This window comes from Pseudoalteromonas prydzensis (assembly GCF_011050055.1).
Lineage (GTDB): Bacteria > Pseudomonadota > Gammaproteobacteria > Enterobacterales > Alteromonadaceae > Pseudoalteromonas > Pseudoalteromonas prydzensis_A.
Genome location: NZ_DRGM01000187.1, coordinates 66,620 through 91,824, shown reverse-complemented (window position 1 = coordinate 91,824; position 25,205 = coordinate 66,620). Strand labels below are relative to the sequence as shown.

At 41.6% G+C, this 25,205-nt stretch carries 22 protein-coding genes; 9 read left to right on the top strand and 13 right to left on the bottom strand.

Annotation, left to right across the window (positions count from 1 at the left end):
• Positions 1-66: 66 nt before the first annotated feature.
• From ENH88_RS19265 to leuS, 9 genes are read right to left on the bottom strand one after another with little or no spacing between them, the layout of a single operon-like run.
• Complete coding sequence (locus tag ENH88_RS19265) at positions 67-846, bottom strand: septal ring lytic transglycosylase RlpA family protein (RefSeq protein ID WP_304184777.1); 780 nt, start codon at positions 844-846, stop codon at positions 67-69.
• A complete protein-coding gene (gene rodA, locus ENH88_RS19260; RefSeq protein WP_304184776.1) occupies positions 846-1,949 on the bottom strand; it encodes a rod shape-determining protein RodA in 1,104 nt (367 codons plus the stop codon). Before rodA ends, ENH88_RS19265 begins: the two co-directional genes overlap by 1 nt.
• A complete protein-coding gene (gene mrdA, locus ENH88_RS19255) occupies positions 1,949-3,829 on the bottom strand; it encodes a penicillin-binding protein 2 (RefSeq protein WP_304184775.1) in 1,881 nt (626 codons plus the stop codon). The genes rodA and mrdA overlap by 1 nt, the downstream gene beginning before the upstream one ends.
• 9 nt (positions 3,830-3,838) lie before the next feature.
• Entirely contained in the window at positions 3,839-4,309 is a 471-nt protein-coding gene (rlmH, locus tag ENH88_RS19250) for a 23S rRNA (pseudouridine(1915)-N(3))-methyltransferase RlmH (protein WP_304184774.1), read from the bottom strand.
• A 36-nt stretch (positions 4,310-4,345) separates the two neighbouring features.
• Positions 4,346-4,663: a ribosome silencing factor gene (gene rsfS / locus ENH88_RS19245; protein ID WP_064667527.1), complete on the bottom strand. Its 318-nt coding sequence runs from the start codon at positions 4,661-4,663 to the stop codon at positions 4,346-4,348.
• 53 nt (positions 4,664-4,716) lie between these two features.
• On the bottom strand, positions 4,717-5,352 hold the full coding sequence (gene nadD / locus ENH88_RS19240; RefSeq protein WP_304184808.1) for a nicotinate-nucleotide adenylyltransferase: 636 nt from the start codon (positions 5,350-5,352) through the stop codon (positions 4,717-4,719).
• A 16-nt stretch (positions 5,353-5,368) separates the two neighbouring features.
• Positions 5,369-6,406 (bottom strand): DNA polymerase III subunit delta, encoded by a 1,038-nt coding sequence (gene holA / locus ENH88_RS19235; RefSeq protein ID WP_304184772.1) that lies wholly within the window; start codon positions 6,404-6,406, stop codon positions 5,369-5,371.
• Positions 6,406-6,900: an LPS assembly lipoprotein LptE gene (gene lptE / locus ENH88_RS19230; protein ID WP_304184771.1), complete on the bottom strand. Its 495-nt coding sequence runs from the start codon at positions 6,898-6,900 to the stop codon at positions 6,406-6,408. The genes holA and lptE overlap by 1 nt, the downstream gene beginning before the upstream one ends.
• A 2-nt stretch (positions 6,901-6,902) precedes the next feature.
• Positions 6,903-9,491, bottom strand: coding sequence for a leucine--tRNA ligase (leuS, locus tag ENH88_RS19225; protein WP_304184770.1), 2,589 nt, complete (start codon positions 9,489-9,491; stop codon positions 6,903-6,905).
• Between the two features lie 175 nt (positions 9,492-9,666).
• Here leuS and ENH88_RS19220 point away from each other — a divergent pair, with 175 nt between their 5' ends.
• The 3 genes from ENH88_RS19220 (at position 9,667) to ENH88_RS19210 (ending at position 13,094) form a co-directional block, all read left to right on the top strand.
• Entirely contained in the window at positions 9,667-10,125 is a 459-nt protein-coding gene (locus tag ENH88_RS19220) for a zinc ribbon-containing protein (RefSeq protein WP_304184769.1), read from the top strand.
• Positions 10,126-10,206: 81 nt separating this feature from the next.
• Complete coding sequence (locus ENH88_RS19215; protein ID WP_304184768.1) at positions 10,207-12,615, top strand: Lon protease family protein; 2,409 nt, start codon at positions 10,207-10,209, stop codon at positions 12,613-12,615.
• A 2-nt stretch (positions 12,616-12,617) separates the two neighbouring features.
• Positions 12,618-13,094: an FKBP-type peptidyl-prolyl cis-trans isomerase gene (locus ENH88_RS19210; RefSeq protein ID WP_304184767.1), complete on the top strand. Its 477-nt coding sequence runs from the start codon at positions 12,618-12,620 to the stop codon at positions 13,092-13,094.
• A gap of 46 nt (positions 13,095-13,140) precedes the next feature.
• On the opposite strand, the gene ENH88_RS19205 is transcribed toward ENH88_RS19210, so the two are convergent.
• Genes ENH88_RS19205 through ENH88_RS19195 form a run of 3 tightly spaced genes read right to left on the bottom strand, consistent with a single transcriptional unit; the run spans position 13,141 to position 16,285 of the window.
• Positions 13,141-14,580: a sugar porter family MFS transporter gene (locus ENH88_RS19205; protein ID WP_304184766.1), complete on the bottom strand. Its 1,440-nt coding sequence runs from the start codon at positions 14,578-14,580 to the stop codon at positions 13,141-13,143.
• Between the two features lie 30 nt (positions 14,581-14,610).
• Complete coding sequence (locus ENH88_RS19200) at positions 14,611-15,720, bottom strand: FecR family protein (protein WP_304184765.1); 1,110 nt, start codon at positions 15,718-15,720, stop codon at positions 14,611-14,613.
• Positions 15,713-16,285 (bottom strand): RNA polymerase sigma factor, encoded by a 573-nt coding sequence (locus ENH88_RS19195; RefSeq protein ID WP_304184764.1) that lies wholly within the window; start codon positions 16,283-16,285, stop codon positions 15,713-15,715. Before ENH88_RS19195 ends, ENH88_RS19200 begins: the two co-directional genes overlap by 8 nt.
• A gap of 485 nt (positions 16,286-16,770) precedes the next feature.
• Here ENH88_RS19195 and ENH88_RS19190 point away from each other — a divergent pair, with 485 nt between their 5' ends.
• The 5 genes from ENH88_RS19190 (at position 16,771) to ENH88_RS19170 (ending at position 23,809) form a co-directional block, all read left to right on the top strand.
• Positions 16,771-20,061: a TonB-dependent receptor gene (locus ENH88_RS19190; RefSeq protein ID WP_304184763.1), complete on the top strand. Its 3,291-nt coding sequence runs from the start codon at positions 16,771-16,773 to the stop codon at positions 20,059-20,061.
• A gap of 78 nt (positions 20,062-20,139) precedes the next feature.
• On the top strand, positions 20,140-21,696 hold the full coding sequence (locus ENH88_RS19185) for a tryptophan halogenase family protein (RefSeq protein ID WP_304184762.1): 1,557 nt from the start codon (positions 20,140-20,142) through the stop codon (positions 21,694-21,696).
• 35 nt (positions 21,697-21,731) lie between these two features.
• Positions 21,732-22,478, top strand: coding sequence for a SapC family protein (locus ENH88_RS19180; protein WP_304184761.1), 747 nt, complete (start codon positions 21,732-21,734; stop codon positions 22,476-22,478).
• A complete protein-coding gene (locus tag ENH88_RS19175) occupies positions 22,471-23,193 on the top strand; it encodes a DUF6445 family protein (protein WP_304184759.1) in 723 nt (240 codons plus the stop codon). The genes ENH88_RS19180 and ENH88_RS19175 overlap by 8 nt, the downstream gene beginning before the upstream one ends.
• Positions 23,194-23,281: 88 nt before the next feature.
• Positions 23,282-23,809: a hypothetical protein gene (locus ENH88_RS19170; RefSeq protein ID WP_304184757.1), complete on the top strand. Its 528-nt coding sequence runs from the start codon at positions 23,282-23,284 to the stop codon at positions 23,807-23,809.
• Positions 23,810-23,843: 34 nt separating this feature from the next.
• Here the strand turns inward: ENH88_RS19170 and ENH88_RS19165 are convergent, their stop codons facing one another.
• Positions 23,844-24,356 carry a CIA30 family protein gene (locus ENH88_RS19165; RefSeq protein ID WP_304184755.1) on the bottom strand — a complete coding sequence of 171 codons (513 nt, stop codon included), beginning with the start codon at positions 24,354-24,356 and terminating at the stop codon, positions 23,844-23,846.
• An 88-nt stretch (positions 24,357-24,444) separates the two neighbouring features.
• Here ENH88_RS19165 and ENH88_RS19160 point away from each other — a divergent pair, with 88 nt between their 5' ends.
• On the top strand, positions 24,445-25,161 hold the full coding sequence (locus ENH88_RS19160) for a hypothetical protein (RefSeq protein WP_304184754.1): 717 nt from the start codon (positions 24,445-24,447) through the stop codon (positions 25,159-25,161).
• The last annotated feature ends 44 nt before the right edge of the window (positions 25,162-25,205 follow it).

Genomic DNA, 25,205 nt, shown 5'->3' with positions numbered 1-25,205 from the left:
AGATTCGCGTTACCCTATTCTATACCCAAACTACCCCGAGATGCGAGCGTAGTTTGGGTATTAGTCTTATTGACTGTAAAGCAAGAACGCGTTTTGAAATTGGTTCAGTTTTAATTTTTCAAGTACTTGCTGAGCTTGTTCAGCGTCTTTAATTGGCCCTAAACGCAGCCGATAAATGGCATCTTTTTCCACAATGTTTGTGGGTAACTGGTACTGCTGACGTAGGGTGTACGCGAGCGCTTCAATATTTTTTAAGGTACTTCCTGCCGCGACTTGGATATAACTCAAACGCACAGTCGAATCCGCCATGGTAATCGCTTCAAGCTTAACCTTGGCTGTACCATGATGATAGTAGCCCAGTTTATATGCAGCTGCGTAAGATAAATCGATTACACGATCATCATGAAATGGGCCACGGTCGTTGACACGTACAATGGCTGACTTGCCGTTACTGGTATTGGTTACTTTTACAAAGCTAGGCAAAGGTAATGTTTTATGCGCTGCGGTCATCGCAAACATATCATACACCTCACCATTAGAGGTGTGATAACCATGGAATTTACGGCCATACCAAGAGGCAGTGCCTTCTTCGGTATAACCTGTTTCATCTAGCATTGGGATGTAGTTTTTGCCAAGTACCGTATATGGACGTCCTGCGCTGGCACTTTTGGTAACCGGCACAACCACCGCATCTTGCATTTCTAATTCGGTCGGCACGCGTAGCGGTGCTGCGTCATGGCGCATACTATAACGGCTACTGTGATCAGTTTTACTACCAGAACTACTACACGCGGCTAACAATAGTGTTAAAACAGTGAGCGCGATTAATTTTACTAAGTACTGCATTATTTTAGTAACATCCTTTTATCCGTAGCGATAGACATAATAATGCCAAACCCAGCCATTAGCGTAACCATTGAAGTGCCGCCATAACTTATCAGCGGTAGCGGTACACCAACAACAGGCAGTAGCCCTGAAACCATGCCGATATTTACGAACACATAAACAAAAAAAGTGAGGGTAAGAGCGCCGGCTAATAGCTTACCAAAAGCGTCTTGCGCATTTACCGCAATATATAAGCCACGGCCAACAATAAATAAATACATGCACAATAATAAGCACACGCCAAATAAGCCAAACTCTTCGCTTAATACTGAAAAGATAAAATCGGTATGGCGCTCAGGTAAAAACTCTAACTGCGATTGAGTGCCTTGCAACCAACCTTTTCCTTCAATACCACCCGAGCCAATGGCAATTTTTGATTGAATAATATGGTAACCAGAGCCAAGCGGATCACTTTCAGGATTAAATAAGGTTAACACCCGTTGCTTTTGATAGTCATGCATTCCGTAGTGCCAAAAAGGCCACGCTGCAAGTGCAACTAAAGCGCTCAAAAAACCAATTAACCGCCAACTTAATCCAGATAAAAACAATACAAATACACCTGAGCTGGCAATCAATATTGAGGTGCCTAAGTCGGGTTGCTCTTTAATAAGCAGGGTTGGGATCATCACAATAGCAAAACCAACCACTAAATGCAGGGCTCTAGGCGGTAAGTTATTACGGCCAATATACCAAGCGACCATCATCGGCACGGCTATTTTCATTAACTCTGATGGCTGAAAACGGGTAATACCTAAATCAAGCCAACGCTGAGCACCTTTTGAACTTACGCCAAAGATTAAGACGCCTACCAGCATTAATAAACCAACACAGTACAGTGGGAACACTAAGCGCTTTAGTGTGGCCGGTGAAAACTGTGCCAACACAAACATTCCAATAATTGCCCCTGCCATACGCGTGGCATGGCGGATCATCATGGCGCTATCTTGGCCGCTGGCACTGTATACAATGGCTAAACTGGCAACCATTAAGGTTAACAATGCCAGTAATAATGGCAGATCTAAATGTAATTTATCCCAAATAGAGCGCTTATCATCTAGCTGCATTACGGCTCCTCATTGCGTGCAATATTAACGGGATTAGCAGAGAAATAATAATCCATTAATTGACGAGCGATTGGTGCACCTACGGTACTACCACCACCGGTGTTTTCTACAACGATAGATACGACAATTTGTGGATCATCATAAGGAGCAAAACCGACATAAATGGCGTTGTCGCGGTGACGCTCTTTTAGCGATTTCGCATCATAACGCTCACCTTGGGCAATGCTAACTAATTGCGCGGTGCCTGTTTTACCAGCGGGGTCATAATTCACGCCTCGAAATGCTTTATGGGCAGTACCCGTTGCTTTACTTACGGTATTATGCATCGCGTCTAATGCTATTTGCCAATGCTTTGGATCTTTGAGGATCACCGGTGGTTTTTCGTCATTATTAATTTGTACCACTTGATTTTCTTGCTTGGCAACTTGAACTAAGTGCGGAGGGCGGTTGACCCCTTTATTGACTAATATATTCAGTGCATTGGCAATTTGCATCGGTGTGGCAGTCCAGTAACCTTGGCCAATACCAACGGAAATTGTATCACCGCGCCACCATGATTCTTTAAAGCGCGCTTCTTTCCATTCCTTTGAAGGTAAAATGGCGGTAGTTTCTTCGTGAATATCAATGCCAGTTAAATCACCAAAACCAAATTGCGCCATAAAATCACTAATTTTAGTGATACCTAAGCGATAGGCTGCATCATAAAAGTAGGTATCACACGATTCTTCAATGGCTTTGTAAACATCAACATGGCCGTGGCCCCAGCGCTTCCAGTCACGCCATTTATGATCAACATTGGGGATTTGGAAAAAGCCCGGATCCCAGATAGTTGTATTCTCGGTGACTAACCCTTCTTCCAGTGCCAGAATCGCCATGTGTGGTTTGACTGTTGATGCGGGTGCATAGCGCCCTTGCGTGGTGCGATTGATCAGAGGTCGGTCTGGGTTTAATAAGGCTTTGTAATTTTTGCTGCTAATACCATGGACAAATAAATTTGGGTCGTAGCTGGGATTTGAATATAACGCTAATACACCACCGTCTTTAGCATCCATTACAACCACAGCACCACGCATATCTTTAAAAGCATGTTGGGCTATTTGTTGCAGCCCGATATCTAAAGTTAGCACTAAATCGTGGCCGGGTTGTGGTGGCGTCATACTTAAAGTGCGAATAACACGGCCACGATTGTTTACTTCAACCCGTTGTGAGCCAACTTGGCCATGCAGTAACTGCTCATAGTATTTTTCAATACCCAGTTTGCCAATATCATGGGTGGCGCGATAGTTAGTACCTTGTTCTTGTGATTCGAGTTTTGCGAGTTCTTTTTTATTGAGTTTAGCAACGTAGCCTAAGGCGTGGGTTAGGGTGTCTGCGAACGGGTAATAGCGTGCTAAACGTGCTTCAATGCTAAAACCTGGGAATTTATGTTGATTGACCGAGAAACGCGCCACTTCTAGTTCAGTTAAACGGGCTTTTAATACTTGACTTTTAAAGCGCCGATTGTGCTTGATATCGTCAATAAAGTCGCTTTTTTGCTGCTCTGAAATATCAATAAATTGCGTTAATGTAGACAGTGATGCATCAAGATCATCAACTTCTTCAGGAATAACCTCTAGGTTATAAACGGGTTTATTTTCAGCGAGCAATACGCCATTACGATCGTAAATAAGGCCGCGATTAGGGGCAATCGGGATCACTTTAATGCGGTTGTCGTTAGAGCGGGTTTGATAATCTTGGTGATCATCAACTTGAATGGTATATAAATTGGACAGTAAAACCGCGACTAAAATAGTAACAAACACAAACCCCACAAAAGCACGACGAGCAAACAGGTTCGCTTCTGCTGAGTGATCTCTTATTGTGGGTCTGTGTTTTCGCATGAGTAATGGTTACTCGCGATGATACGGGTGGTTAGTGTTTAAGCTCCAGCCTCTATATAGACTTTCTGCAACAATAATACGCACCAATGGATGGGGTAAGGTCAAATTTGATAGTGACCATTTTTGCTCTGAGGCAGCAATACACTCTGGTGCTAGACCTTCAGGGCCGCCAATTAGCAAGCTGACATCGCGGCCATCCAGTTGCCACTTTAGCATGTCTTTTGCTAATTGGTGAGTATCAAGCGCTTTGCCTGTTACCTCAAGCGTAACAATACGATTGCCTTTAGGGATAGCGGCTAAGGTTTTTTCACCTTCAATATGCAAAATACGTTTAATATCTGCATTTTTGCCACGTTTGCCTGCGGGAATTTCTATTAACTCCAGCGCCATATCTTTTGGAAAGCGACGCTGATACTCAGCAAAACCCGTTTCTACCCACGCTGGCATTTTGGTGCCAACGGCAATCATCTGTATTTTCACGTATTACATCCAAGCTCTAATAAAATTAGTGAGCAATTAGCTCCATAGTTTTTCGAGGTCGTAATAGCTACGTGCTTGATCTTGCATTACGTGTACGATCACATCGCCTAAATCAACCAGTGCCCATTCACCATCTGTTTGGCCTTCATAACCAAGCGGTTCTTGACCTGCGTGACGAGCTTCTTTTGCTAAATGGTCTGCAATTGATAATACATGACGTTTTGACGTGCCAGAGCATACCACCATAAAGTCGGTGATGTCTGAGCTTGCAGTTACATCAATATTAACCACATCACGTGCTTTCATATCGTCAATTTTGTCTATTGCAAAGGCAAGTAGTTGTTTCGTATCCAAGGTGTTATCTCATTTAAAAGTGAATAGCTGTTATTTTATCACGCAACCAGTATTTATTCATCACTTAGATAAAGTTGCTGTGATTGAATATACTGACTCACGCCAGTAGGAAGAAGTTCATTGTAATTTATACCCTTTTTTATCGCATCACGAATATCGCTAGAGGCAATGGCGAGTTCTTCGCCAGTTAAAAAGTATAATTTTCCGCCAGTATGTGCTGCAAGCTCTGTGCTATCGTTACATTCGGCTGCTTGTTGATAGGCTTTTAATTCACCACGGGCACTGCACTTAAGACCAGGACGCTGAAATACCACAATATGGCACAGCTGGGTAATCGTTTGCCACTCATACCACTTATCTAGGTTATTAAATGAATCCATACCGATTAAAAACAAGATTGGCTGTCGAGGGTATTGCACACGTAGTTCTTGCAAACTTAGCAGTGAATAAGAAGGGCCGCTGCGGTTTAACTCACGCAAATCAAGCTGAAAATAGGGATAAGGTGCGATAGCGGCATTAAGCATTGCAACTCGGTGCTGGGTGCTGACTCCAGGGGCTGCTTTGTGGGCAGGGATTGCACAGGGCATAAAGTATAAGGTTGTTAAATTAAAATGCTCGACACAATGCTTTGCCATATTGATATGGCCTAAATGAACGGGATCGAAAGTACCACCAAACAATGCAATCATCATAAACGCCTAATAATTAGTTGAGCGGATGCGCAGGCAAAGGGAACACCAATGGTTGGCAAAATACTAAACAAATATGTGCCAAGGCTTGATAGGGTTTGACTAAATTACCTTGCTTATAACTGGCATCAAATTGCGCCAAAAGCTGAGTGATTTGCTCAAGCGTGGCAATTGATAAACGTTTAAGTGCTTGCTGGATTGGCCCTTGTTGGTTTTTCCAGATGGCTTTTTGTTTAAATAGCGTTGCCAGCTGTTCACCTTGTTGCAAGCCTAATTGCAGGCTGAGTAAGGTATTTGCCTCTTTCGTGATGGTCCATAAGATACTCACAGCTTCGGTGTTATCGCCAGCGAGTTTATTTAATACTTTAATTGCTTGATGACTATTGCCTTGTAGCAGTGCATCACTTAAATCAAAAATATCAAACTTGGCTTGATTAAGTAGGCCTTGCAACACCTGCTGTTGATCGATCAGCGCAGTGCCATGCAATAATGACAGTTTTTCGAGCTCTTGAAAGCAGGCTAATAAGTTACCTTCAGTGGCATCTATTAAAGTGCGTTTCGCATCGTTTGGCATATTTATCTGCAAGCGTTGACATTGCTCGTCTAACCAGCGGCTTAAATGGTTGCCAGTGAGTGGGTAGCAGGGCACAAAAATGCCGAGTTTATCCAGAGACTTGAACCAAGCACTGCGTTGAATATCTTGGCTCGCTTTGGCGCCTTTGACGATCAATACGGTATCAGGATTATTTAGATCCAGTAATTGCTTGAATGTTTGACTACCAGCAATCCCAGGCTTTTGGAAATTAAGATCCAGCTCTATTAAAGTACGCGCACTGAATAATGACATACTCTGATATTGCGCTAGCAGTTCTTGCCAATCAAAGCCTGGCATTAAAGTAAATTTAACGACTTCATCAAAGCCTTGCTGTTTAGCCGCTTGACGAATTTGCTGGGCGCATTGTGCAACTTGAAAGGGTTCTTCACCAAACACTAAATAAAAAGGCTGTAAGCCTTTTTTTAATTCATTAGGTAATTGATTCGCATAACAGCGCATTACAGTTGCGACAGCTCTCGAGTGATACGACGACTGGCTTGCATACGAATTTCATTAAGCAATAGCTCTAACTCTTTCGCTTTGGCAAGTGCGTTATCAGGGTCGTCTTGGTAATTACGATACAGCTCAAAATTTTGCTCAATCGCATCTTTACCCGGGCGTTTGAGTAAGTAACGGACACTGTAAGCCAGCTCGTACTCAGCAACTTGGCCATTTTTAAATAATGACAATGTTTGACGCTCTAACCGATCTTTAAATAAATACAGTTGCGCTACGTTTTTCTTAGGCGCGCTGAGTAACTCAACTTTGCTCAACGTCAGTTCTTTTTCAAGCATCGCGAATAACGCTGAGTTCTCATCATCGCCGCTTAATGTCAGGGTGGTTAAATCATCCGGTAGGCTCGATGCTTTTTTAAGATGAAAGCCACAGCTTGATAACAAAAAACAGACTAGCGCTAAGGCTAGTCCGTTTTTAATGGCATGAATAGCAGCCATAATTAGTTAGCAACCACGTTAAGTAGTTTACCTGGTACGTAAATAACCTTGCGGATAGTAACGCCATCGGTGAACTTAGTAACATTTGCTTCAGCAAAGGCAAGTAGCTCAACTTGCTCTTTGCTGGCATCGGCTGGCACGGTTAATTTTGCGCGCAGTTTGCCGTTAACTTGTACGATGATTAGTTTTTCATCTTCAACAAGCGCTGACTCATCAACCACAGGCCAAGACGCATCTAGAATATCGCCTTCTTTGCCCAGTTCTTGCCATAATTGATGTGACAAATGCGGGGTGATTGGGGCAAGCATAATGAGTAATGCTTCAAGTGCTTCGTTAGCAATCGCTACATCTTGTTTGTCAGCCAGTGGTGCTTTTAACAATTTGTTAGAAATTTCCATGATTGCCGCAATAGCCGTATTAAATGTTTGACGACGTGCAACATCATCAGTCACTTTTGCAATCGCTTTGTGCAGCTCACGACGGAGCACTTTTTGCTCATTGTTCAAGGCTGATTTATCAAGCGCTTGAAAACCAACCATGTCAACATCGACTGCGTATTTCCAAATACGTTTAATGAAACGATGCGCGCCTTCTACCCCTGAGTCAGACCATTCAAGCGTTTGCTCTGGCGGTGCGGTAAACATCATAAATAAACGTACCGTATCAGCGCCGTATTGAGCGATAACTTGTTGCGGGTCGATACCGTTATTTTTTGATTTAGACATTTTGCTCATGCCCGATGAGAATACTGGCTCGCCGTCAACTTTATGCCATGCTTTCGTTACGCGGCCTTTGTCGTCGGTTTCAGTATTTACATCACTAGGGGAGATCCAAATATCGCCGCCTTTTTCATCTTTACGATAGAAGGTTTCAGCAAGCACCATGCCTTGGCATAGTAAGCGATCAAATGGCTCATCTGAGTTTACTAAGCCAAAGTCACGTAATAATTTATGGAAAAAACGCGAATACAATAAGTGTAAAATTGCGTGCTCAATACCACCAATGTATTGGTTTACTGGTAACCAGTAGTTTGCTGCTGCTGGATCTAGCATGCCTTCGTCATGGCGCGGGCTACAGTAACGCGCGTAATACCAAGATGACTCCATAAAGGTGTCAAAGGTGTCTGTTTCATGAAACGCAGGAGCACCGTTTACAGTGGTTTTAGCCCACTGTGGGTCGGCTTTAATTGGTGAGGTTACTCCGTTCATTACCACGTCTTCTGGTAAGCGCACTGGTAGCATATCTTCAGTTGCTGCAAGTTCGTTACCGTTTTCGTCGCTTAGCATTGGGATTGGTGAACCCCAATAACGCTGGCGGCTTACACCCCAGTCACGTAGACGGAAGTTTACTTTACGCTCACCCACGCCAAGTGCTTCAAGCTTATCTGCAACTGCGTTAAAGGCAGCGTCGAAGTCAAGGCCATCAAACTCACCAGAATTAACTAATACGCCTTTTTCGGTAAACGCTTCGTCTTTTAAGTTTACTTCAAGTTCTGAGCCTGCAGCTGGTGCAATCACTTGTTTGATATCTAAACCATAAGCGGTGGCAAATTCATAGTCACGTTGGTCATGGGCAGGTACTGCCATAACCGCGCCTGAGCCGTAATGCATTAATACAAAGTTGGCGACCCAAATTGGCACTTGCTCACCGGTGAGTGGGTGAGTAGCAAAAAAGCCCGTTGCGATGCCTTTTTTCTCCATCGTTGCCATGTCTGCTTCGGCCACTTTGGTGTTTTTACATTCTTCAACAAAGCGTGCCACAGCGTCGCTATTTTTAGCGGCTTCTTGTGCAATTGGATGCGCGCCTGCAACAGCAAGGTAGGTCACACCCATGAAGGTATCAGGACGAGTGGTATAAACGCTGAATGTTTCGTTGTTATCGGTGCGTTTAAACTCAATATCCAACCCTTCAGAGCGGCCAATCCAGTTGCGCTGCATGGTTTTAACTTGCTCTGGCCAATCTTCTAACTTGTCTAAGTCGTCAAGCAGCTCTTGCGCGTAGTCAGTAATTTTAATAAACCACTGTGGAATTTCTTTTTGCTCAACTACTGCACCAGAGCGCCAACCGCGACCATCAATTACTTGCTCGTTAGCCAGTACTGTTTGGTCTACTGGATCCCAGTTTACCGTTGACATTTTTTTGTACACTAGGCCTTTTTCATAAAGCTTAGTGAAAAACCATTGCTCCCATTTGTAATATTCTGGGTGGCAGGTGGCGATTTCACGATCCCAGTCATAACCAAAACCTAATTGCTTAAGTTGGGTACGCATGTAATCGATGTTCTCGTAGGTCCATTTTGCTGGCGCAGTTTTATTTTTAATTGCCGCATTTTCAGCCGGTAGACCAAACGCATCCCAACCCATAGGTTGCATTACGTTTTTGCCTTGCAAGCGTTGGAAACGAGAAACAACATCACCAATCGTGTAGTTACGCACATGACCCATGTGGAGTCGGCCGCTTGGGTAAGGGAACATAGAAAGGCAATAATACTTTTCTTTGCTCTCGTCTTCAGTGGCTTTAAATACTTGGTTTTCTTCCCAGTAGGCTTGGACTTTTGACTCTATGTCTTGCGGGTTATATTGCTCTTGCATCTACGATTCCAGACTTCTTGCAAACTAATAAAAAATTGCCGTTAGGATACCCCAAAAAAAGCACTAATCACAGCGTCAAATCAGTGGATTTTATATGAAATTAGTTTTCAGAGCAGGTTAACCTATACTTGTGTAAGGTATAGGTTCGCTAAACACAGTTCTGAAGGAGTAAACAATGGCTGATTATAAGACGTGGTTAACAGATTTGAGCGCATGGTTAAAAGATGTCAAAGACCATGAGTTAAAAGATGCAATGGATAAGTTTATTGAATCTGAACAAGCGCTAAAAGATTTAGGGCAAGAAAAACTAACTTTATACCGCGAATATTTAAAGCGCGATATTGATCATATTCAAGAGCACGATCAACACTATGGTTCCCTTGCATGGCAAGAGCTTAAAGAGTCTTTATGGTTTGAACTTTCACATATCGAAGACAAAACTCAGCTGGAGTGGCACGCATTAGATCAAGATTTTAAGCACAATGGGGTATATCACCAAGGCGAATGGATAGCCATGGGCACATTAGTATGTAAGAATTGTCAGTATAGTTATGATATTTACCACGCTACGCAAATTACAGCGTGTTCGCAATGTGATGGTATCTACTTTAGCCGCAAGGCACTACAACCTTAAATAGTTAGTGATCAGTGCCTTTTACTGCACTGATGCCACCTTAAAAAATCAACGAATATGTTGGTATAAAAAGAAGTTAGAATGACGAAGAAACTGCTGCCTTTATCTGTGTCGGCCCTTGCGCCGACAATTTCACTTAATCATGTACAAACGTGCATGAATAATCCATACCCTGAAACCTTGACTTTCATTGGTCAACAACGGGCGCAAAGTGCGCTTGATTTCTCGTTAGGAATGGAATTACCTGGTTACAATGTGTATGTAATGGGGGAGGCTGCGCATGGCCGATTTACCTTAGTAAAAGACAAACTTGAAGCGCACAGCAAAGGCCGACCAACGCCAAACGAATGGTTATACGTTAATAATTATGATGATCACCGTGAGCCTATCGCGTTGTTTATGCAAGCTGGGCAAAGTAAACAATTGGCAGATGATATTGATTCATTTATCGACGAAGTGCTGGATACCTTTCCGGCAGCGTTTGATAACCCAGCATATCAACGGAAAAAGAAAAAAATCGATCGTGAATTTAACGACGCCTACGATAGTGCAATTACCGAAGTTGAAATAGCTGCACTTGAACAAAGCGTTGCCCTAATTGAAGAAAAAAGCGTGGTTGGGTTTGCCCCGCTGATTGATGGCAAACAACTCAGCGATGCTGAATTTGCTGAGCTTGATGATGAATTGCGTGAACAATTTTATGAAGTCATTGAAAAACTAGAAGATGCACTCATTGAGGCACTGATTGAGTTGCCACGTTGGAAACGTGAATCATCTGAAAAGCTCCGTAATTTAAAAAAATCCACCGCAGAGCTGGCCACTAAACCATTACTAAAAGATCTTGAACATAAATATGCTGCGCATATTGGCGTATTACGCTATTTAAAAGACATCCGCGTGGAAATTATTGATGCGGTACTTGAGTGGCTCGATGACGAAGATGTCAGCGACGAAAACAAAGAAGATTTTGACCGTAAAGGCATGCTTACCGACTTTTTTGCACCTAATATTTTGGTTGAATTTAAAGAAGGTGACGCCGCACCTGTGGTGTATGAGCCAAATCCGACCTTTGGTAATATTTTTGGCAAAATTGAATATGCGACATCGCAAGGCTCGTTGATCACCAGTTACCGCTCGATTCAGCCTGGGGCACTGCACCGCGCTAACGGCGGTTACTTGATCATGGATGCCGAAAAAGTGATGGCTAATCCACAAGTGTGGGATGGTCTCAAGCTATCACTGAAAACTCATCAAATTAAAAATGATTTACCGTATCAAGACAGCGCCGTTGGCAGCAGTTTTACCTTGCGCCCGCAGTTAATTCCGCTTGATGTAAAAATTATTTTACTCGGCTCCCGTGAGTTGTATTACACCATTGGCGAGTACGACGAAGAATTTGCTGAGCTGTTTAGAGTGCTCGCCGATTTTGATTATTACTTGCCAAGCAGTGATAAATTACAGTATCAATTTATCACCAAAGTGATTGAGTACTGTGAGCAGACACTAAAGTGTAGCTTAACTGAATCAGCGATGGCACGATTACTGAAATTTAGTTACCGCCAAGCAGAGCACCACAATAAGCTTTCAGCCCGTTTTGCCGATGTCTTAGAGCTGGTGGCAGAAGCCAGCTTTTATACCAAGCAAGATAACTTAACTTTAATTGATGCCCATCATATTGATGAAGCGATTGAAGGCAAGCAATATCGCACTGGGCAAATTAGCGAAAACATGCTCAGCGATATCAAAGAAGGGCACACTTTAATCGCCACCGAGGGTCATGCGGTAGGTAAAGTAAATGGTTTAACGGTACTGCATATTGGCGATACTTCTTTTGGTACGCCGGCACGCATTACGGCAACGGTTTACGCTGGGGCGGATGGGGTTATTGACGTTGAGCGTGAAGCTGAGCTGGGTAAAGCTATTCACTCCAAAGGTGTCATGCTACTGACCGGTTATTTAGGTAATAAATATGCACAGCAATTTAGTTTAACCCTCAGTGCTAATATCGCCATTGAACAAAGTTATGGCTACATTGATGGCGACAGTGCGTCATTAGCTGAGTTGTGCGCACTGATCTCTGCTATTACAAGCTTGCCTATCAGCCAGTCAATTGCATTGACCGGCTCAATTAACCAACACGGTGACGTACAAGCCATTGGCGGTGTGAACGAGAAAATTGAAGGGTTTTTCAAGCTTTGCAAAATGCGTGGTCTAACCTCTGCGCAAGGAGTGATAATTCCTAAATCGAATCAAGTAAACTTAGTACTTGATGATGAAATTCTTAATGCGGTAGAGCTGGGTAAATTCCATATCTATGCAGTTGAAACCGTTGACCAAGCGCTTAATTTACTGATGGATATTGCAGCAGGCGAGCTGAGCGACGGGCAATATCCTGAAAACTCAGTTAACGGCATTGCCTTAGCCCGTTTAAGTGAAATTGCTGATATCGTTAATGGCGATAACGACGAAAAAGAACACGAGAAAGAGTAACTATGATTAATATTATTTTGGCGGTGATCATCGCCATTTTATGCTTTTTTATTTTTCAAAATAGCAAAAAAGTAAAGCAACAAGCACTCGCTAACGCGCAAATAGAAGCCGACTTTTTAGTGGCAAACAGCAAGGTTGAAGGGGTTATTGAGACCGACTCAGGTCTGCAATATAAAGTTGTTAGCAGCAGTGGTAGTGAGACAAAACCAAGCCCAACTAGTATGGTGAATGTGCATTATCACGGTACTTTGCTAGATGGTAGTGTATTTGACAGTTCAGTTGAGCGTAATAGCCCAATCAGTTTTGGTTTAAATCAGGTAATAAAAGGCTGGACTGAAGGCTTGCAACTGATGAGTGAAGGGGATAAATACACCTTTTATATCCCTCACCAATTAGCTTACGGGGGAAAACGTGTTGGCAGTATTCCTCCAGCCTCTTTACTTATATTTGAAGTTGAATTACTTAAAGTAGAGTCTTAGGCAAAAAAATGGCGAAATAAATACATTCGCCATTTTTAAACACCGTTTACATTGCTTCTAGCTTGATACCGCGTGTTTCTTTTATATATTTAACAATAAAAAATACGCTAATAAAGGCCGATAGAGCATAAAATCCATAGGCACCCGCTAATCCAATACTACCGAGCATAATCGGGAAGGTCATGGTAATGGTAAAGTTGGCAAGCCATTGTGCACTTGCTGCAACCGCTAAAGCAGCCCCTCGGATACGGTTATTGAACATTTCGCCTAATAGTACCCACACAACAGGTCCCCAACTTAAGCCAAAAAATACCACAAAGAGATTCGCCATGATAAGTGCGAATGTGCCCATAGTTTCAGTTAATGCAAGTTTACCCGCCTCATCAAGTCCTGCACTACCAAAGGTATAAGTTAATGCGCTTAAGCTAATAAACATCCCAATGCTGCCGACCAGTAATAATGGTTTTCTGCCGACTTTATCGATAAGCGCAATTGCTATAAATGTAGATAAAATATTGGTAGTACCCGCTAATACATTGATAAATAAAGATTGTGATTCATCAAAACCCGCTGCTTGCCACAGCTCAGAGCCGTAATAAAAAACCACATTAATGCCCACAAATTGCTGAAAAACAGACAAGGCGATACCGACCCACACGATTGGGTGTATTTTCTTTTTACCATCAATAAATAAGTCACGAATACTCGGTTTTTTATCGCCATGCAGTGACTGTTTAACATCGTTTATTTGTGATTGAGCATCCTCATTGGATATTTTTCTAAATACAGCTTTGGCTTTTTCTAATTGGCCTTGGGCCACTAAATAACGCGGCGACTCAGGTATAAATAATACCCCCAACAGGAATAATCCCGCCGGTACTAGTTCAGCCCAAAACATCCAGCGCCAAGCCGCCAACTCAAGAATAAAAATACCTTCCGCGCCATTTGCCGCCGAAGCGATCAGGTAATTACTTAAAAAAGCAGCAAATAAGCCAAGTACAATCGCTAATTGTTGCAGCGTTGCTAACCGGCCACGTAAAGCCGCTGGTGCGACTTCAGCGATGTAAGCGGGCGCTAACACCGATGCTGCGCCAATGCCTAAGCCACCAAATAGACGATAAAAAATAAACTCAGCGGAACTGTCTGCAATGCCTGAGCCAAACGCGCTAATGGCAAATATTACAGCGGTGACAATCATGATTGAACGGCGGCCAAATTTATCAGCAAGTGGCCCCGCAATAAGCGCACCAAGCGCACAACCCAGTAATACCGATGCAACATTAAACCCTGTGGCAACGCTGCTTGAGTTAAAGGTTTTCCCCAGCGCCGACACCGTTCCGTTGATAACCCCGGAGTCAAAGCCAAATAAAAAGCCACCAATTGCTGCAACGCCAGAGATGAATATAACGTAAAGTAGTGAATGGCTGCTGGTTGCTAAAGTGTGATTCGGGCTAGTAATATTGCCCGACGATAAAGGTGTTGTCATGGTGATATACCTGATTATTGTTGTTGCGAATTATATAGTCGTGTGAGGCGAAGCGTATTTTAAAATGATTTTATCAGAGCTGACCCTTTCATAACTAATATTAAAGTTATTATTAAGCACTTCGAGCAAACCTTTAACGTCGCCAGTTTTGAACATCCCTGCAACGTGTACTTGCTTCAAACGTTCGTCATCAGCAAGCTCAAAGTTTATATTGGTATAGCGGCTAATTTCGGTCATTGCGTCGCTAAGAGATTCTCCTCTGAAAATGATACTCCCTTGACGCCACGATAAGTTTGCTGCCAGATCAATCGCGTCAATTTTTTCAACCTTTTTGGTGATTTTACCTTTAAAGTCTAAATTGAGTTTCTCACCTTTTGCTACCGGCGTGGAATGCAGTGATGCATCTTTTGCGACTCTTGAAGTACCATGATTTGAGAGGTTAGGTACAGCGGTGGTATACTGCTGAGCAACTAATACTTTTCCATCGGTGACAATAAGTTCTATTTGTTCGTTGTTTACTTCTACATTAAACGCAGTGCCAACGGCTTGGATAATTTTATTGCCAGTGACAACACTCAAAGGCCGTGAAGTATCATGCGCGACATCGATATGGATCTCACCACGAATAAGGTTGATGACTCGGGCCGATGGAGTGTATTTAATATGGACAAAACTATTTGTATTGAGTGTGATTTTACTTTGATCAGGCAAAATAATATCTTTGCTTTCTCCCACCGCGGTTTGAAAGTTTAATTGTTTTGCTACAACCGCAGATTTATTGACTTGGTTAAACAGCGAAAAATTAAATGTTTCTTGAAAAAAGCTAAGCGCAACAGCCAATAAAATGGATGCTGCTATTGCGCCTAACCAGACAGGGAGCTTTTTTTGTTGTCTCGATGCTTGTGGAAATAAGTCAGATAACCGACTCAATTCACTCATTTTATCCCACAATTGTGCAACTTCTAGCAGCACCTCAACATTTTTGTAAGACTCTGCAAGCCAAGCTTGAAGTGCTTTTTTTTCAGCGCCGCTAAGGTTTCGATCAAGTTTTGCTAGCCACTCACTCGCTTGGTCTAAGCGTTCATCTTCGATTTGATTACTATCATGGGAAGATTGATGGATCGGATGAACGTTACTCATATTTACCTCCTGCACTGAGGTTTGCTGAAGGGGCTGGCTCATTATAGGTGCTTTTATTTGATTGACGCATAAACAGCGTACATTTTTTCATGCCTGTTGCAATATGCTTTTCCACGGTACTTTCACTAAGCTCCAATTGTGCTGCTATTTCACGCTGTGAATAGCCATACACTTTTTTTAATACAAATACTTTTCGACACTGTATCGGCAGTAATCTGACTGCTTCACAAAAATTCGAAAATTCATTATCGGTCAGTGTGCTCTCATACATCTCATCTTTGTGGTGTTCACACAGCAGTTGCTCTAGCGCTTCCATATTTTCAATACCATCGACCAAACGTATATTGGCCTGTTTTTGATAATCTAATGCTAAGTTGCGCGCAGTTTTATAGATAAATGATTTGGGTGAATTAATATTATCGCTATTTTCAATTTTGCATATCCGCACATACGTTTCTTGCACAATATCTTCAATTTCATGAGGTGGCACAATTCTAGCCACAATGCGTGAAATGCTTTTTATTGAGACTAAATAGGCCTTATGAAGTAGTGTGTGTGTCGTCATTAACGTTTTCTCATGAGGTTTAGCTCTGCTGTTTTTTATTTTTATGCCAATACTTAGTAAGACGATTGAGATAAAAAAATCCCCTAGGCAAAACTCATTTAACCAGCACTTTTTTAATATAACGTTATGCATAGTCTTTTATCGGCCTATGCTCGCTTTGCTTAAAGCTTGTAATTACAGTGTTAATTGTACTACAGTTTTTAGCAATCAAGAGTTCTGGTCTAGGCTTGCAGTGATTTTGCACCGTGTGTTACCTGTTAGATTGTTACAAAATAGCGGATAAATCATCTCAATTTACATCGCTAAATACTTGGTCGTTACACGGAATAATTACTTGTTCTAATTGACGATCTGCAGCAATTTTAGAAATGGCTTTAGCGGATAAAAATAGCAATTACTTTGCAAGCGTAAAATTATTCAAAATTGAATAATTCGCCGCTGTATTTTAGTAACAATAAAAACAAAAAGGCTTAGCAATTTTCAGTATGACTAGTCAAAAATATATATTATTTGTAAATAATCGAAAATATTTATGGGGGAAAATAAAAAGTCACTCGTCTTTGTTTTGTGTATGGCGAAAAACTATACACATGAAATATCAAACATCTCAGCTGCATTCTTATGTATTGGTTTTGGTTTTTACTTTGTTTAATACCGAGGCCCAAGCAAGTACTAAAAATGACAAGATTATGTTTGATATTCCAAGACAAAGGGCTGATCTTTCGCTGATTAACTTTGCCGAGCAAGCTGATATTACCTTATTGTTTCCGTTGGATAAAATTCAAAAGTTACAGACGAATAATATTACTGGTGAGTATTCAATAATAACTGCATTAAATAGTTTACTCGCAGGCACAGGCTTACTATCACAGGTCAGCGAAGATGGGCAAATATCTATTTCGATAGATCCACGCTTCGAGAGAAATGACAACATGACTAATTATAAAAAAAACGGGGTGGCGAGTGCCGTACTCGCAGTGCTTAGTAGCGTTGCACTGCCTACAGTAGCCGATACCGCAGAGCAAGGACCTGAAATAATTGAAGTAAGAGGGATAAGAGGATCACTTGGACGCGCAATGGATGCCAAACGCGAAGCGGGTGGAGTCGTCGATTCTATTTCAGCAGAAGATATTGGTAAATTCCCCGATACTAACTTGGCGGAATCATTGCAACGTATCACCGGTGTTTCGATTGACCGTTCCGGTGGAGAAGGGCAATTAATTACGGTACGAGGATTCGGCCCGCAATTTAATACCGTGCTGGTAAATGGCCGCCAAATGGCATCTGAAAACCAAAGCCGAGCATTTAGTTTTGATACTATCGCGTCGGAGCTGGTTAAGAGTTTAGATGTATTTAAAACATCAACCGCAACAAAGCAGTCAGGTGGTATAGGCTCAACAATCAATGTAAATACCGCTCGTCCATTTGCTATTAATGGCTTTAAAGTAGCCGGTAGCATAAAAGGTATTTATGACGACAATAGTGAAGAAACAACGCCAGAGGTATCAGGATTAATTAGTAATACATTTAATGACGATACCCTAGGTTTGTTATTCGCTGTGTCACGTCAAGAACGAAGAACCCGGTTAAATCAAGCACAAGTAGATGGCTGGTTAGAAAATGTTGGCGTGCCTAAGCCGCAAACACAAAGCGGACAAGCCTATACTGGCAATATATTTTCTCCCCGTAATTATGACCATAAAGTAACCACCGAGACGCGTACTCGCACCAATGCTAATTTAGTTATTCAATATGCGCCGTCAGATGATTTAGTGATCACTGCAGACGCACTTTATTCTGATTTTGATGTAGAAGCCGATACCACGTCTTACGGGCATTGGTTTACTGCACCCAATTTAGCAGGGTTTGGTGATGCTGATGGTCCGACAGTTGACGAAAATGGCACTGTGGTTGACCTTTATCAAGAAGTGGGTCTAGCAACAGACATGCATGCTAAAAAATTCGACCGCTTAACAAACTCCAGTGCGCTTGGCTTTAATGTAGAGTGGCACGTAAACGATAATTTAAAAATGAATTTTGATTTAAGTCATTCAAAGGCTGAGCGGGAAGCAAATAATGGCCGCGGTGATCAGTTATCTTTGATTGGTTATGCAAACCGTGTGCGCTTTCAAGTTGATCAAGGGATCTTACCTTATGCCAGTGAGTTTGCAGCGGCTGATGACAGTATTTACAGTGGTCAACAGGAACTAGATGGCAGCGCATATAATCCGGCAGTTAGCCCTGATGGGGTCTCAAATCATTTAGATCCGGCAAATAGCCGAGCTCATGTTATGTTGCGTCGTGGTTGGGCGGTCGAAGATACCGTTGATCAATTTCGTTGGGATAGTACCTGGTACAACGATGGTTATACGGGTCTTGTAGCCGTAAAATTTGGTGCAATGTATTCATCCGAAACTAAAAGTCTTGAACGTTGGGATAATGAAGGGGTGGGTATCCATTGTACTTTCTGTGGTTACCCAGATATGCCTAGTATGGACGGATTTGCACAGTTTGTATTTGATGCTGGCGATGACTTTTTAGATAACGTCAGTGGTAGTGGTCGTATGCCGACATCTTGGCTTGCGCATGATGGTGAAGCAAACTTTGCTTATCTAGAGCAATATGCCGCAGCAAATGGGCAGCCAATTAGCTTTGATGCAGTAAAGCGTAATAAGTCATTTGAAATAACCGAAGACACAATTGCTTTGTATAGCGAATTTGATTTTGAATCAGAGCTTGCGGGTATGCCTTTGTTTGCCTCAGCTGGGTTTAGGTATGAAACGACTGATGTTGAAGTAAAAGGCAGCGATGAACCCGTTAACTCATTGTCAATTTTAGATAAAACAGAAATGTTAGCTAATTATGGCAGTGTTCAATCTATTTCAGCTAATGCTGACTATGAAGCCATTTTACCTAATTTTAGTCTTAAGCTCGAAATCAATGATGACTTAATTGCCCGTGCTGCGGTATCACAAACAATCACTCGGCCGACGCTCGATAGTATGTCACCGGTCACAGTGATAGAAACAACGCGGCAAGGTGGCAATTTAACATCCAGCTCTGGTAATCCAGCGTTAGCTCCTTTTACTTCTGATAACTTAGACTTATCTCTAGAATGGTACTACGGTAATGCGAGTTATGTATCGGCAGGTTATTTTAGAAAGAATGTTGCTAATTTCATTATCAATACCACTGAAGACTTAACCTTTGCACTGCCCGGTGGCGGTCTACTTACTGATCCTTCCACAGGCAATGATGTTGATAGCCCAGACTCAGCAGACACCACCGCGGTGTTTACCAATACAATACCAAATAACAGTGAATCAGCCATTGTTGATGGCTGGGAAGTCGCTCTACAGCATACCTTCGACAGTGGCTTTGGTTTTATGGTTAATGCCACTATTGTAGATAGTAACAAAGAGTTAGACGCAGCAGATATTACTCAAGTGTTTGCTCTTACAGGCTTAAGTGATTCATATAATGTGGTCGGTTTTTATGAAAATGATGCCTTTCAAGCTCGCTTAGCTTACAACTGGCGAGACAGCTTTGTGCAATCGTTAAGTCAACTTAATGGTGATGGTGTAACTATTGTCGAAGATTATGCACAGCTTGATGCGAACATTAGTTATGATCTAACCGAACAGGTCACAGTCTTCATTGAAGGTATTAATCTAACCCAAGAGTATGTTCACAAACGAGGTCGTTTTGCTAATCACATGCTACAAATTGAAGACAGCGGTCGCCGTTTCATGTTCGGTATTCGTGGTAACTTCTAAGCATTAATCTGCTAAATAAAGTGACTTTTATGTATTGATTAAAAGTCACTTTTAATTGCAATCCACGCGAGTATTAAAATGAAACAACAAAAAAACAGCATAAACACAGTGGTTGTAGTGGGTGGTGGTATTGCCGGTTGGTTAACCGCGGGGCGGTTGGCGGCAGAGCATAAGAGTAATACAGACGTTGGCGTCAAGGTCACCTTAGTCGAATCGCCAAACGTACCAATTATTGGGGTTGGTGAAGGTACTTGGCCAACAATGCGCAGCACTTTAATCGCTTTGGGGATCAGTGAAACCGACTTTATCCGTGAGTGTGACGCTAGTTTTAAACAAGGTGCTAAGTTTGCACAATGGGTGGATGGTGGCGAAGATGATTATTATTATCACCCATTGGTTTTACCGCAAGGGTTCACTAAAGCAGATATGGCAGGATATTGGTTAAACGATGGTGAGCAATCGTCATCGTTTTCTAATGCGGTCTGTTTTCAAGAAGCACTTTGCGAGCAAGGTCTTGCGCCAAAAACGATTAGAACGCCTGAATATGGCGCTGTCGCCAATTACGCTTATCATCTAGATTCAGCTAAATTTGCGGTGTTTTTACAAAAACACTGTATCGAAAAGTTAGGGGTAGCGCATATTTTAGCTGATGTTATTCAAGTTAACAGCATCGACAACGGTGATATTGGCAGTTTAACAACAAAGCAGGCCGGAAATATAAGTGGCGATTTATTTGTTGATTGCAGTGGTTTTTCATCGTTATTGCTCGGAGGTCATTATCAAGTGCCGTTTAAATCTTATCGTGATGTTTTATTCATAGATACGGCTTTAGCAGTACAGGTACCCTATGAAAATGACAGTAGTCCGATCGCTTCACATACGATCTCGACGGCGCAAGAAGCAGGTTGGATCTGGGATATAGGTTTACAACATCGCCGTGGTGTTGGTTATGTGTATTCCAGTAAATACAGTACTGAATCGCAAGCAAGGGCAAGGCTTGCCGAGTATATAGGCGATAAGATTGATTCACTAACAATCAGAAAAATTCCGATAGAAAGTGGCCATCGCAGTCACTTTTGGCAAAATAATTGTGTTGCTGTTGGATTATCTGCTGGCTTTTTAGAGCCACTTGAAGCGTCCGCACTTGTGCTAGTTGAGATGTCAGCGCAAATGATTAGCGAACAATTGCCACCGACTCGCGAGGTGATGGACATTACAGCGAAACGCTTTAACGATACATTTCTCTACCGCTGGGGGAAAATAATCGACTTTTTAAAGCTGCACTATATTTTGAGTAAGCGCACCGATAATGCGTTTTGGATAGATAATCGCGATCCTCAAACGATCCCACAAAGCTTGCAAGATTTAATGCAACTTTGGCAATATCGCGCGCCTGCTGATTATGATTTTGCCAGTAATAATGAAGTGTTTCCTGCTGCAAGCTATCAGTATGTCTTGTATGGAATGGGCTTTAAAAGTGATTACAGCAACTCGCCTTACTTATTAAATGATAAAACATTTGCACAGAGCCAATTTGCTAAAAATAAACATATGATCCAGCAGGCTGTTACAACATTACCGAGTAACAGAGAGTTACTTGATAAAATTAAGCTGCATGGGTTTAGTGCAATTTAATTGTGCTGTGAAATATACAGAATAAAGAGAACAATATGACTAATTTAGTTGCAATTAATTACAGTGCTCACAAACATTTAAAAATTGATACCGTGAAAACTCAAGAACACAGTGCTGCACAACATATGCTTCCCGTGGTGGTTGCTGAATTTAGCCAAGTATCTGTGCAACATCCGATCGTACTGGCTAAAAGTGGTGAAACAGGCGAATTTACCTTAACGGCATTATTAGGTTTTGAGCAACATGAAAATTTATTTTCGAAAGACGGTCAATGGCAAGGAGTATACATACCATTACAGCTTCAAAGACAGCCATTTTTTGTCGGTGATATAGACACTGAAGTAGCGGGAGATTATGCGGTTTGTATAAACTTAGACAGCCCATCAATAGTGCGTGACTCAGCGCAAAATAACGCTAGTGACATCCAGTTATTATTTACTGACAGCGGGGATGAGAGTGATTATTTTGTTAAAATGAAACAATGTTTAGGGTATTTATTACAAGGCGAAATAGAAAATAAAGCCCTGATCGACACATTATTAGCGCTTAATTTAGTGCAGCCTCTTTCCCTTGACGTTACCTTTAGCAATAAGCAAAGCTCACGTCTAAACGGTCTATATACGGTAAGTGAAGAGAAAGTAGCAGCACTCGATGCTGAACAAATAGGGCGTTTGCATAAAGCACAACAGCTTAAACCAATCTACACGATGATCAATTCATTGGGTCAACTGTATCCACTTATTGAACGTAAAAACCAGCAGTTAGTTAGTGTACATGACTAGTGCTACTTTTTTAAATCCGGCAATGAAAGTTACACGCTTAGTTGTTGGGAATGAGCGCATACCTGTTTTAGTGATTGATGATTTAAGTTTAAATTATAATGAACTTATCGCCTGTGCTTGCGAAAACATTGAGCATAACTCGGCCTTTACTGCATGCACTGGGGATTTATATCCAGGGGTTCGCAAACCATCACCGGCTAACTATAGTGAGCAACTTAAAGAGTTATTTCCTATCCTACAGTCGTCGTTCAATTTTATCGATAGCCATGACATGAAGGTGATTTTTTCTGCTTTTTCAATTGCCACAACACCGGTTACAAAATTAAGGCCGATTCAAATGCTGCCTCACTTTGATACTCCTAGCGTTAACCAGCTTGCCGCTGTGCACTTTTTATGTGCCAAAGCATATGGTGGAACGTCCTTGTATCGGCATAAAGCATCGGGCTTTGAACGTATAACGCAGCAGCGACTCGCACCGTATCGTGCAATGATCAAACAGCAAGCCATTGCTCAAAGGCTCCACGAGCGTCCACGTTATATTACCAGCGATACAACACTGTTTGAGCAAATAGCCTCACTAGAGGCGAAACCGAATAGGCTTATTGTATATCCAAGTAATGCCTTGCATTCTGGTAATATTAACCCTGATTTAGGGCTATCTAGTAACCCATCAACAGGCCGTTTAACCATTAGTAGCTTCCTAACCTTTGGGTAATAACAAAGGGTAATGTTTTTGCAAAAGAAAGCTAAAGTCTTATTATTTTGTGCCGATATTATTACCAGGATAATTTTAAGGATGAAATATGAAGATCTTACCTGTTATTACTGTTCCTGAAGCTCATGGGTTGCAAAGTAAATACGAAAAACGACTTGAAGAACAAGCAGCGCAAACAGAGCAGCCTGAATATATTTTGTCTGAGTTTTTAGATGCTAAAGCGCAAGAGTACAGCGAAGAGGATGTGAATTTTGCTGAACAGTATAACAATTTACAAAAAGTGTATGAAGATTTAGCGCAAAAAATCACCGTGCTACAAGAACAAATTAATAAATTAAAACAAGATCCAATTCAGCGAAATCTCAAGCTTGAAAGCCACACTAGCAATTTTATACAGCTGGAAAAAAACACCGAAGCGCAAAATTTAAAAATAGAGCCGGAGCATACAGGTGCGAAAAAATACCGAGATTCTCAACAGCAAGAGCAAATTGATATATTAGTTCAGCAACTTAACGAGCTAAAGTCCAACCACGCAGAAATAAAGAAACAGATGATAGAAATGGTTATCACAGAGCTTAAAAAGCGAGATAACGAAGAATATGATTTCAAAAAATAATTTTAATACTACCAATACAACAGCTTAATTTACGCTATTTATGCTCAAAGTTTATCTGCGCTAATTCGAGTTGAAAATTACCTTGCTGTTTTTTGGCGATCATAAGGCCCAATTGTTGTACATCTTTAAACGTTAACTCTGGTTGCTGCTCTAAGGTTTTACCACGGTAAGTGAGACTAAAGTCAGTTGGTGAGAATGTAACGACTTGCCATTGATCTTTTAATGTTGCAAATGAGGTTGTATACGCTGGTCCGTTTAGGTACTGACTCGTTCTTAAGCGAAGTTGATACGTTTTACCATCTCCTTTGAACCGTAAAGATATGAGATTGGCGTTTTCTTTATTGGTGTTTATTGTTGTGCGTATTGAAGCAAAGCCCCCATTATTTTCAAGAGAAACGTGGCCTGTAAAAATTAAGCTATTATCCTTCTCATAAGCTTGGCTGGTCGATAAACCGCCCATTACTGAGTCATTAACTATTTGCCAGTGCAGAGTTAAATCGCCGGAACCTGATAGTAACAGCAAACTAGTTGTAGGGTTTTTTGTCATTTTTTATCGCAAAGCTTTGTGTTATAGATAAGCTCAATAATACGTATGTTCAGATAAATTGATCACTTTTTTTAAAAATAGGGAAAGCATGAATTCAGATAAATTTTTTAAATGGGTATGGAACTTAAATGGAATTATTTTATTAGTCGGGGTTTTAATTGCTACTGCGTTAATTTCAGTCCAACTTGTTACAACAGTATTTAATGATAACGACGTTGAGCCACCGGCATTAAATTTAGCAGATGACAAGAACGAAGAAGAAAAGTGGCGTTTGGGCTACCCGCGAAGAGTAGGAGAAACGGACTTTTATTATATAGAGCTAGAGTCTGAAAAGTTAACGGTTGAAGCAAGCATTCAAGCTGAAGCGGAGGTTCGTGCAATGTTCTCTTCGAAATACAAGCCAACACGGTCAAAAAATGTGATGTTTATCAATGGTAAAACAAACTATGCAAATTGGCTTTTTGATACGACAGATCAGTTGATCACTGATATTTCTCCATTGTATTTATCTGAATTTGATTCGCAGTCAAAAGCGGCGGGTATTGCCTATCATGTTATTAAAAACGACACAAATAACGACGGCCTTTTAAGCAACGAAGATAAAAGCACTTTTGCATTAAGTAAAATTGATGGCAGTGGTTATAGCGAGGTTCTTACAGGCTACGACCGCATTCTTGAGTACGCTGTTAATGAACAAGGCGATCTGTTTATGTTGTTTATCGATAATGCTGACGTGTTTTCAATGCTCGTTGATTTAACTACATTTAAAGTCATTGATAAAAGGCAGCTACCTAAAGTAGGCTAAATAGAGCGGCTAACTGTTATTGCTCATGAACGTTATTTACACTC

Excerpts from the sequence above, each read along its gene's own strand:
- rodA (WP_304184776.1), bottom strand. The coding sequence starts at position 1,949 with ATGCAGCTAGATGATAAGCGCTCTATTTGGGATAAATTACATTTAGAT.
- ENH88_RS19195 (WP_304184764.1), bottom strand. The coding sequence starts at position 16,285 with ATGACGACACACACACTACTTCATAAGGCCTATTTAGTCTCAATAAAA.
- mrdA (WP_304184775.1), bottom strand. The coding sequence starts at position 3,829 with ATGCGAAAACACAGACCCACAATAAGAGATCACTCAGCAGAAGCGAAC.
- ENH88_RS19205 (WP_304184766.1), bottom strand. The coding sequence starts at position 14,580 with ATGACAACACCTTTATCGTCGGGCAATATTACTAGCCCGAATCACACT.
- ENH88_RS19215 (WP_304184768.1), top strand. The coding sequence starts at position 10,207 with ATGACGAAGAAACTGCTGCCTTTATCTGTGTCGGCCCTTGCGCCGACA.
- ENH88_RS19165 (WP_304184755.1), bottom strand. The coding sequence starts at position 24,356 with ATGACAAAAAACCCTACAACTAGTTTGCTGTTACTATCAGGTTCCGGC.
- ENH88_RS19160 (WP_304184754.1), top strand. The coding sequence starts at position 24,445 with ATGAATTCAGATAAATTTTTTAAATGGGTATGGAACTTAAATGGAATT.
- ENH88_RS19220 (WP_304184769.1), top strand. The coding sequence starts at position 9,667 with ATGGCTGATTATAAGACGTGGTTAACAGATTTGAGCGCATGGTTAAAA.
- ENH88_RS19200 (WP_304184765.1), bottom strand. The coding sequence starts at position 15,720 with ATGAGTAACGTTCATCCGATCCATCAATCTTCCCATGATAGTAATCAA.
- ENH88_RS19210 (WP_304184767.1), top strand. The coding sequence starts at position 12,618 with ATGATTAATATTATTTTGGCGGTGATCATCGCCATTTTATGCTTTTTT.
- ENH88_RS19175 (WP_304184759.1), top strand. The coding sequence starts at position 22,471 with ATGACTAGTGCTACTTTTTTAAATCCGGCAATGAAAGTTACACGCTTA.
- ENH88_RS19190 (WP_304184763.1), top strand. The coding sequence starts at position 16,771 with ATGACTAGTCAAAAATATATATTATTTGTAAATAATCGAAAATATTTA.
- ENH88_RS19170 (WP_304184757.1), top strand. The coding sequence starts at position 23,282 with ATGAAGATCTTACCTGTTATTACTGTTCCTGAAGCTCATGGGTTGCAA.
- ENH88_RS19185 (WP_304184762.1), top strand. The coding sequence starts at position 20,140 with ATGAAACAACAAAAAAACAGCATAAACACAGTGGTTGTAGTGGGTGGT.
- lptE (WP_304184771.1), bottom strand. The coding sequence starts at position 6,900 with ATGGCTGCTATTCATGCCATTAAAAACGGACTAGCCTTAGCGCTAGTC.
- holA (WP_304184772.1), bottom strand. The coding sequence starts at position 6,406 with ATGCGCTGTTATGCGAATCAATTACCTAATGAATTAAAAAAAGGCTTA.
- ENH88_RS19265 (WP_304184777.1), bottom strand. The coding sequence starts at position 846 with ATGCAGTACTTAGTAAAATTAATCGCGCTCACTGTTTTAACACTATTG.
- leuS (WP_304184770.1), bottom strand. The coding sequence starts at position 9,491 with ATGCAAGAGCAATATAACCCGCAAGACATAGAGTCAAAAGTCCAAGCC.
- ENH88_RS19180 (WP_304184761.1), top strand. The coding sequence starts at position 21,732 with ATGACTAATTTAGTTGCAATTAATTACAGTGCTCACAAACATTTAAAA.
- nadD (WP_304184808.1), bottom strand. The coding sequence starts at position 5,352 with ATGATTGCATTGTTTGGTGGTACTTTCGATCCCGTTCATTTAGGCCAT.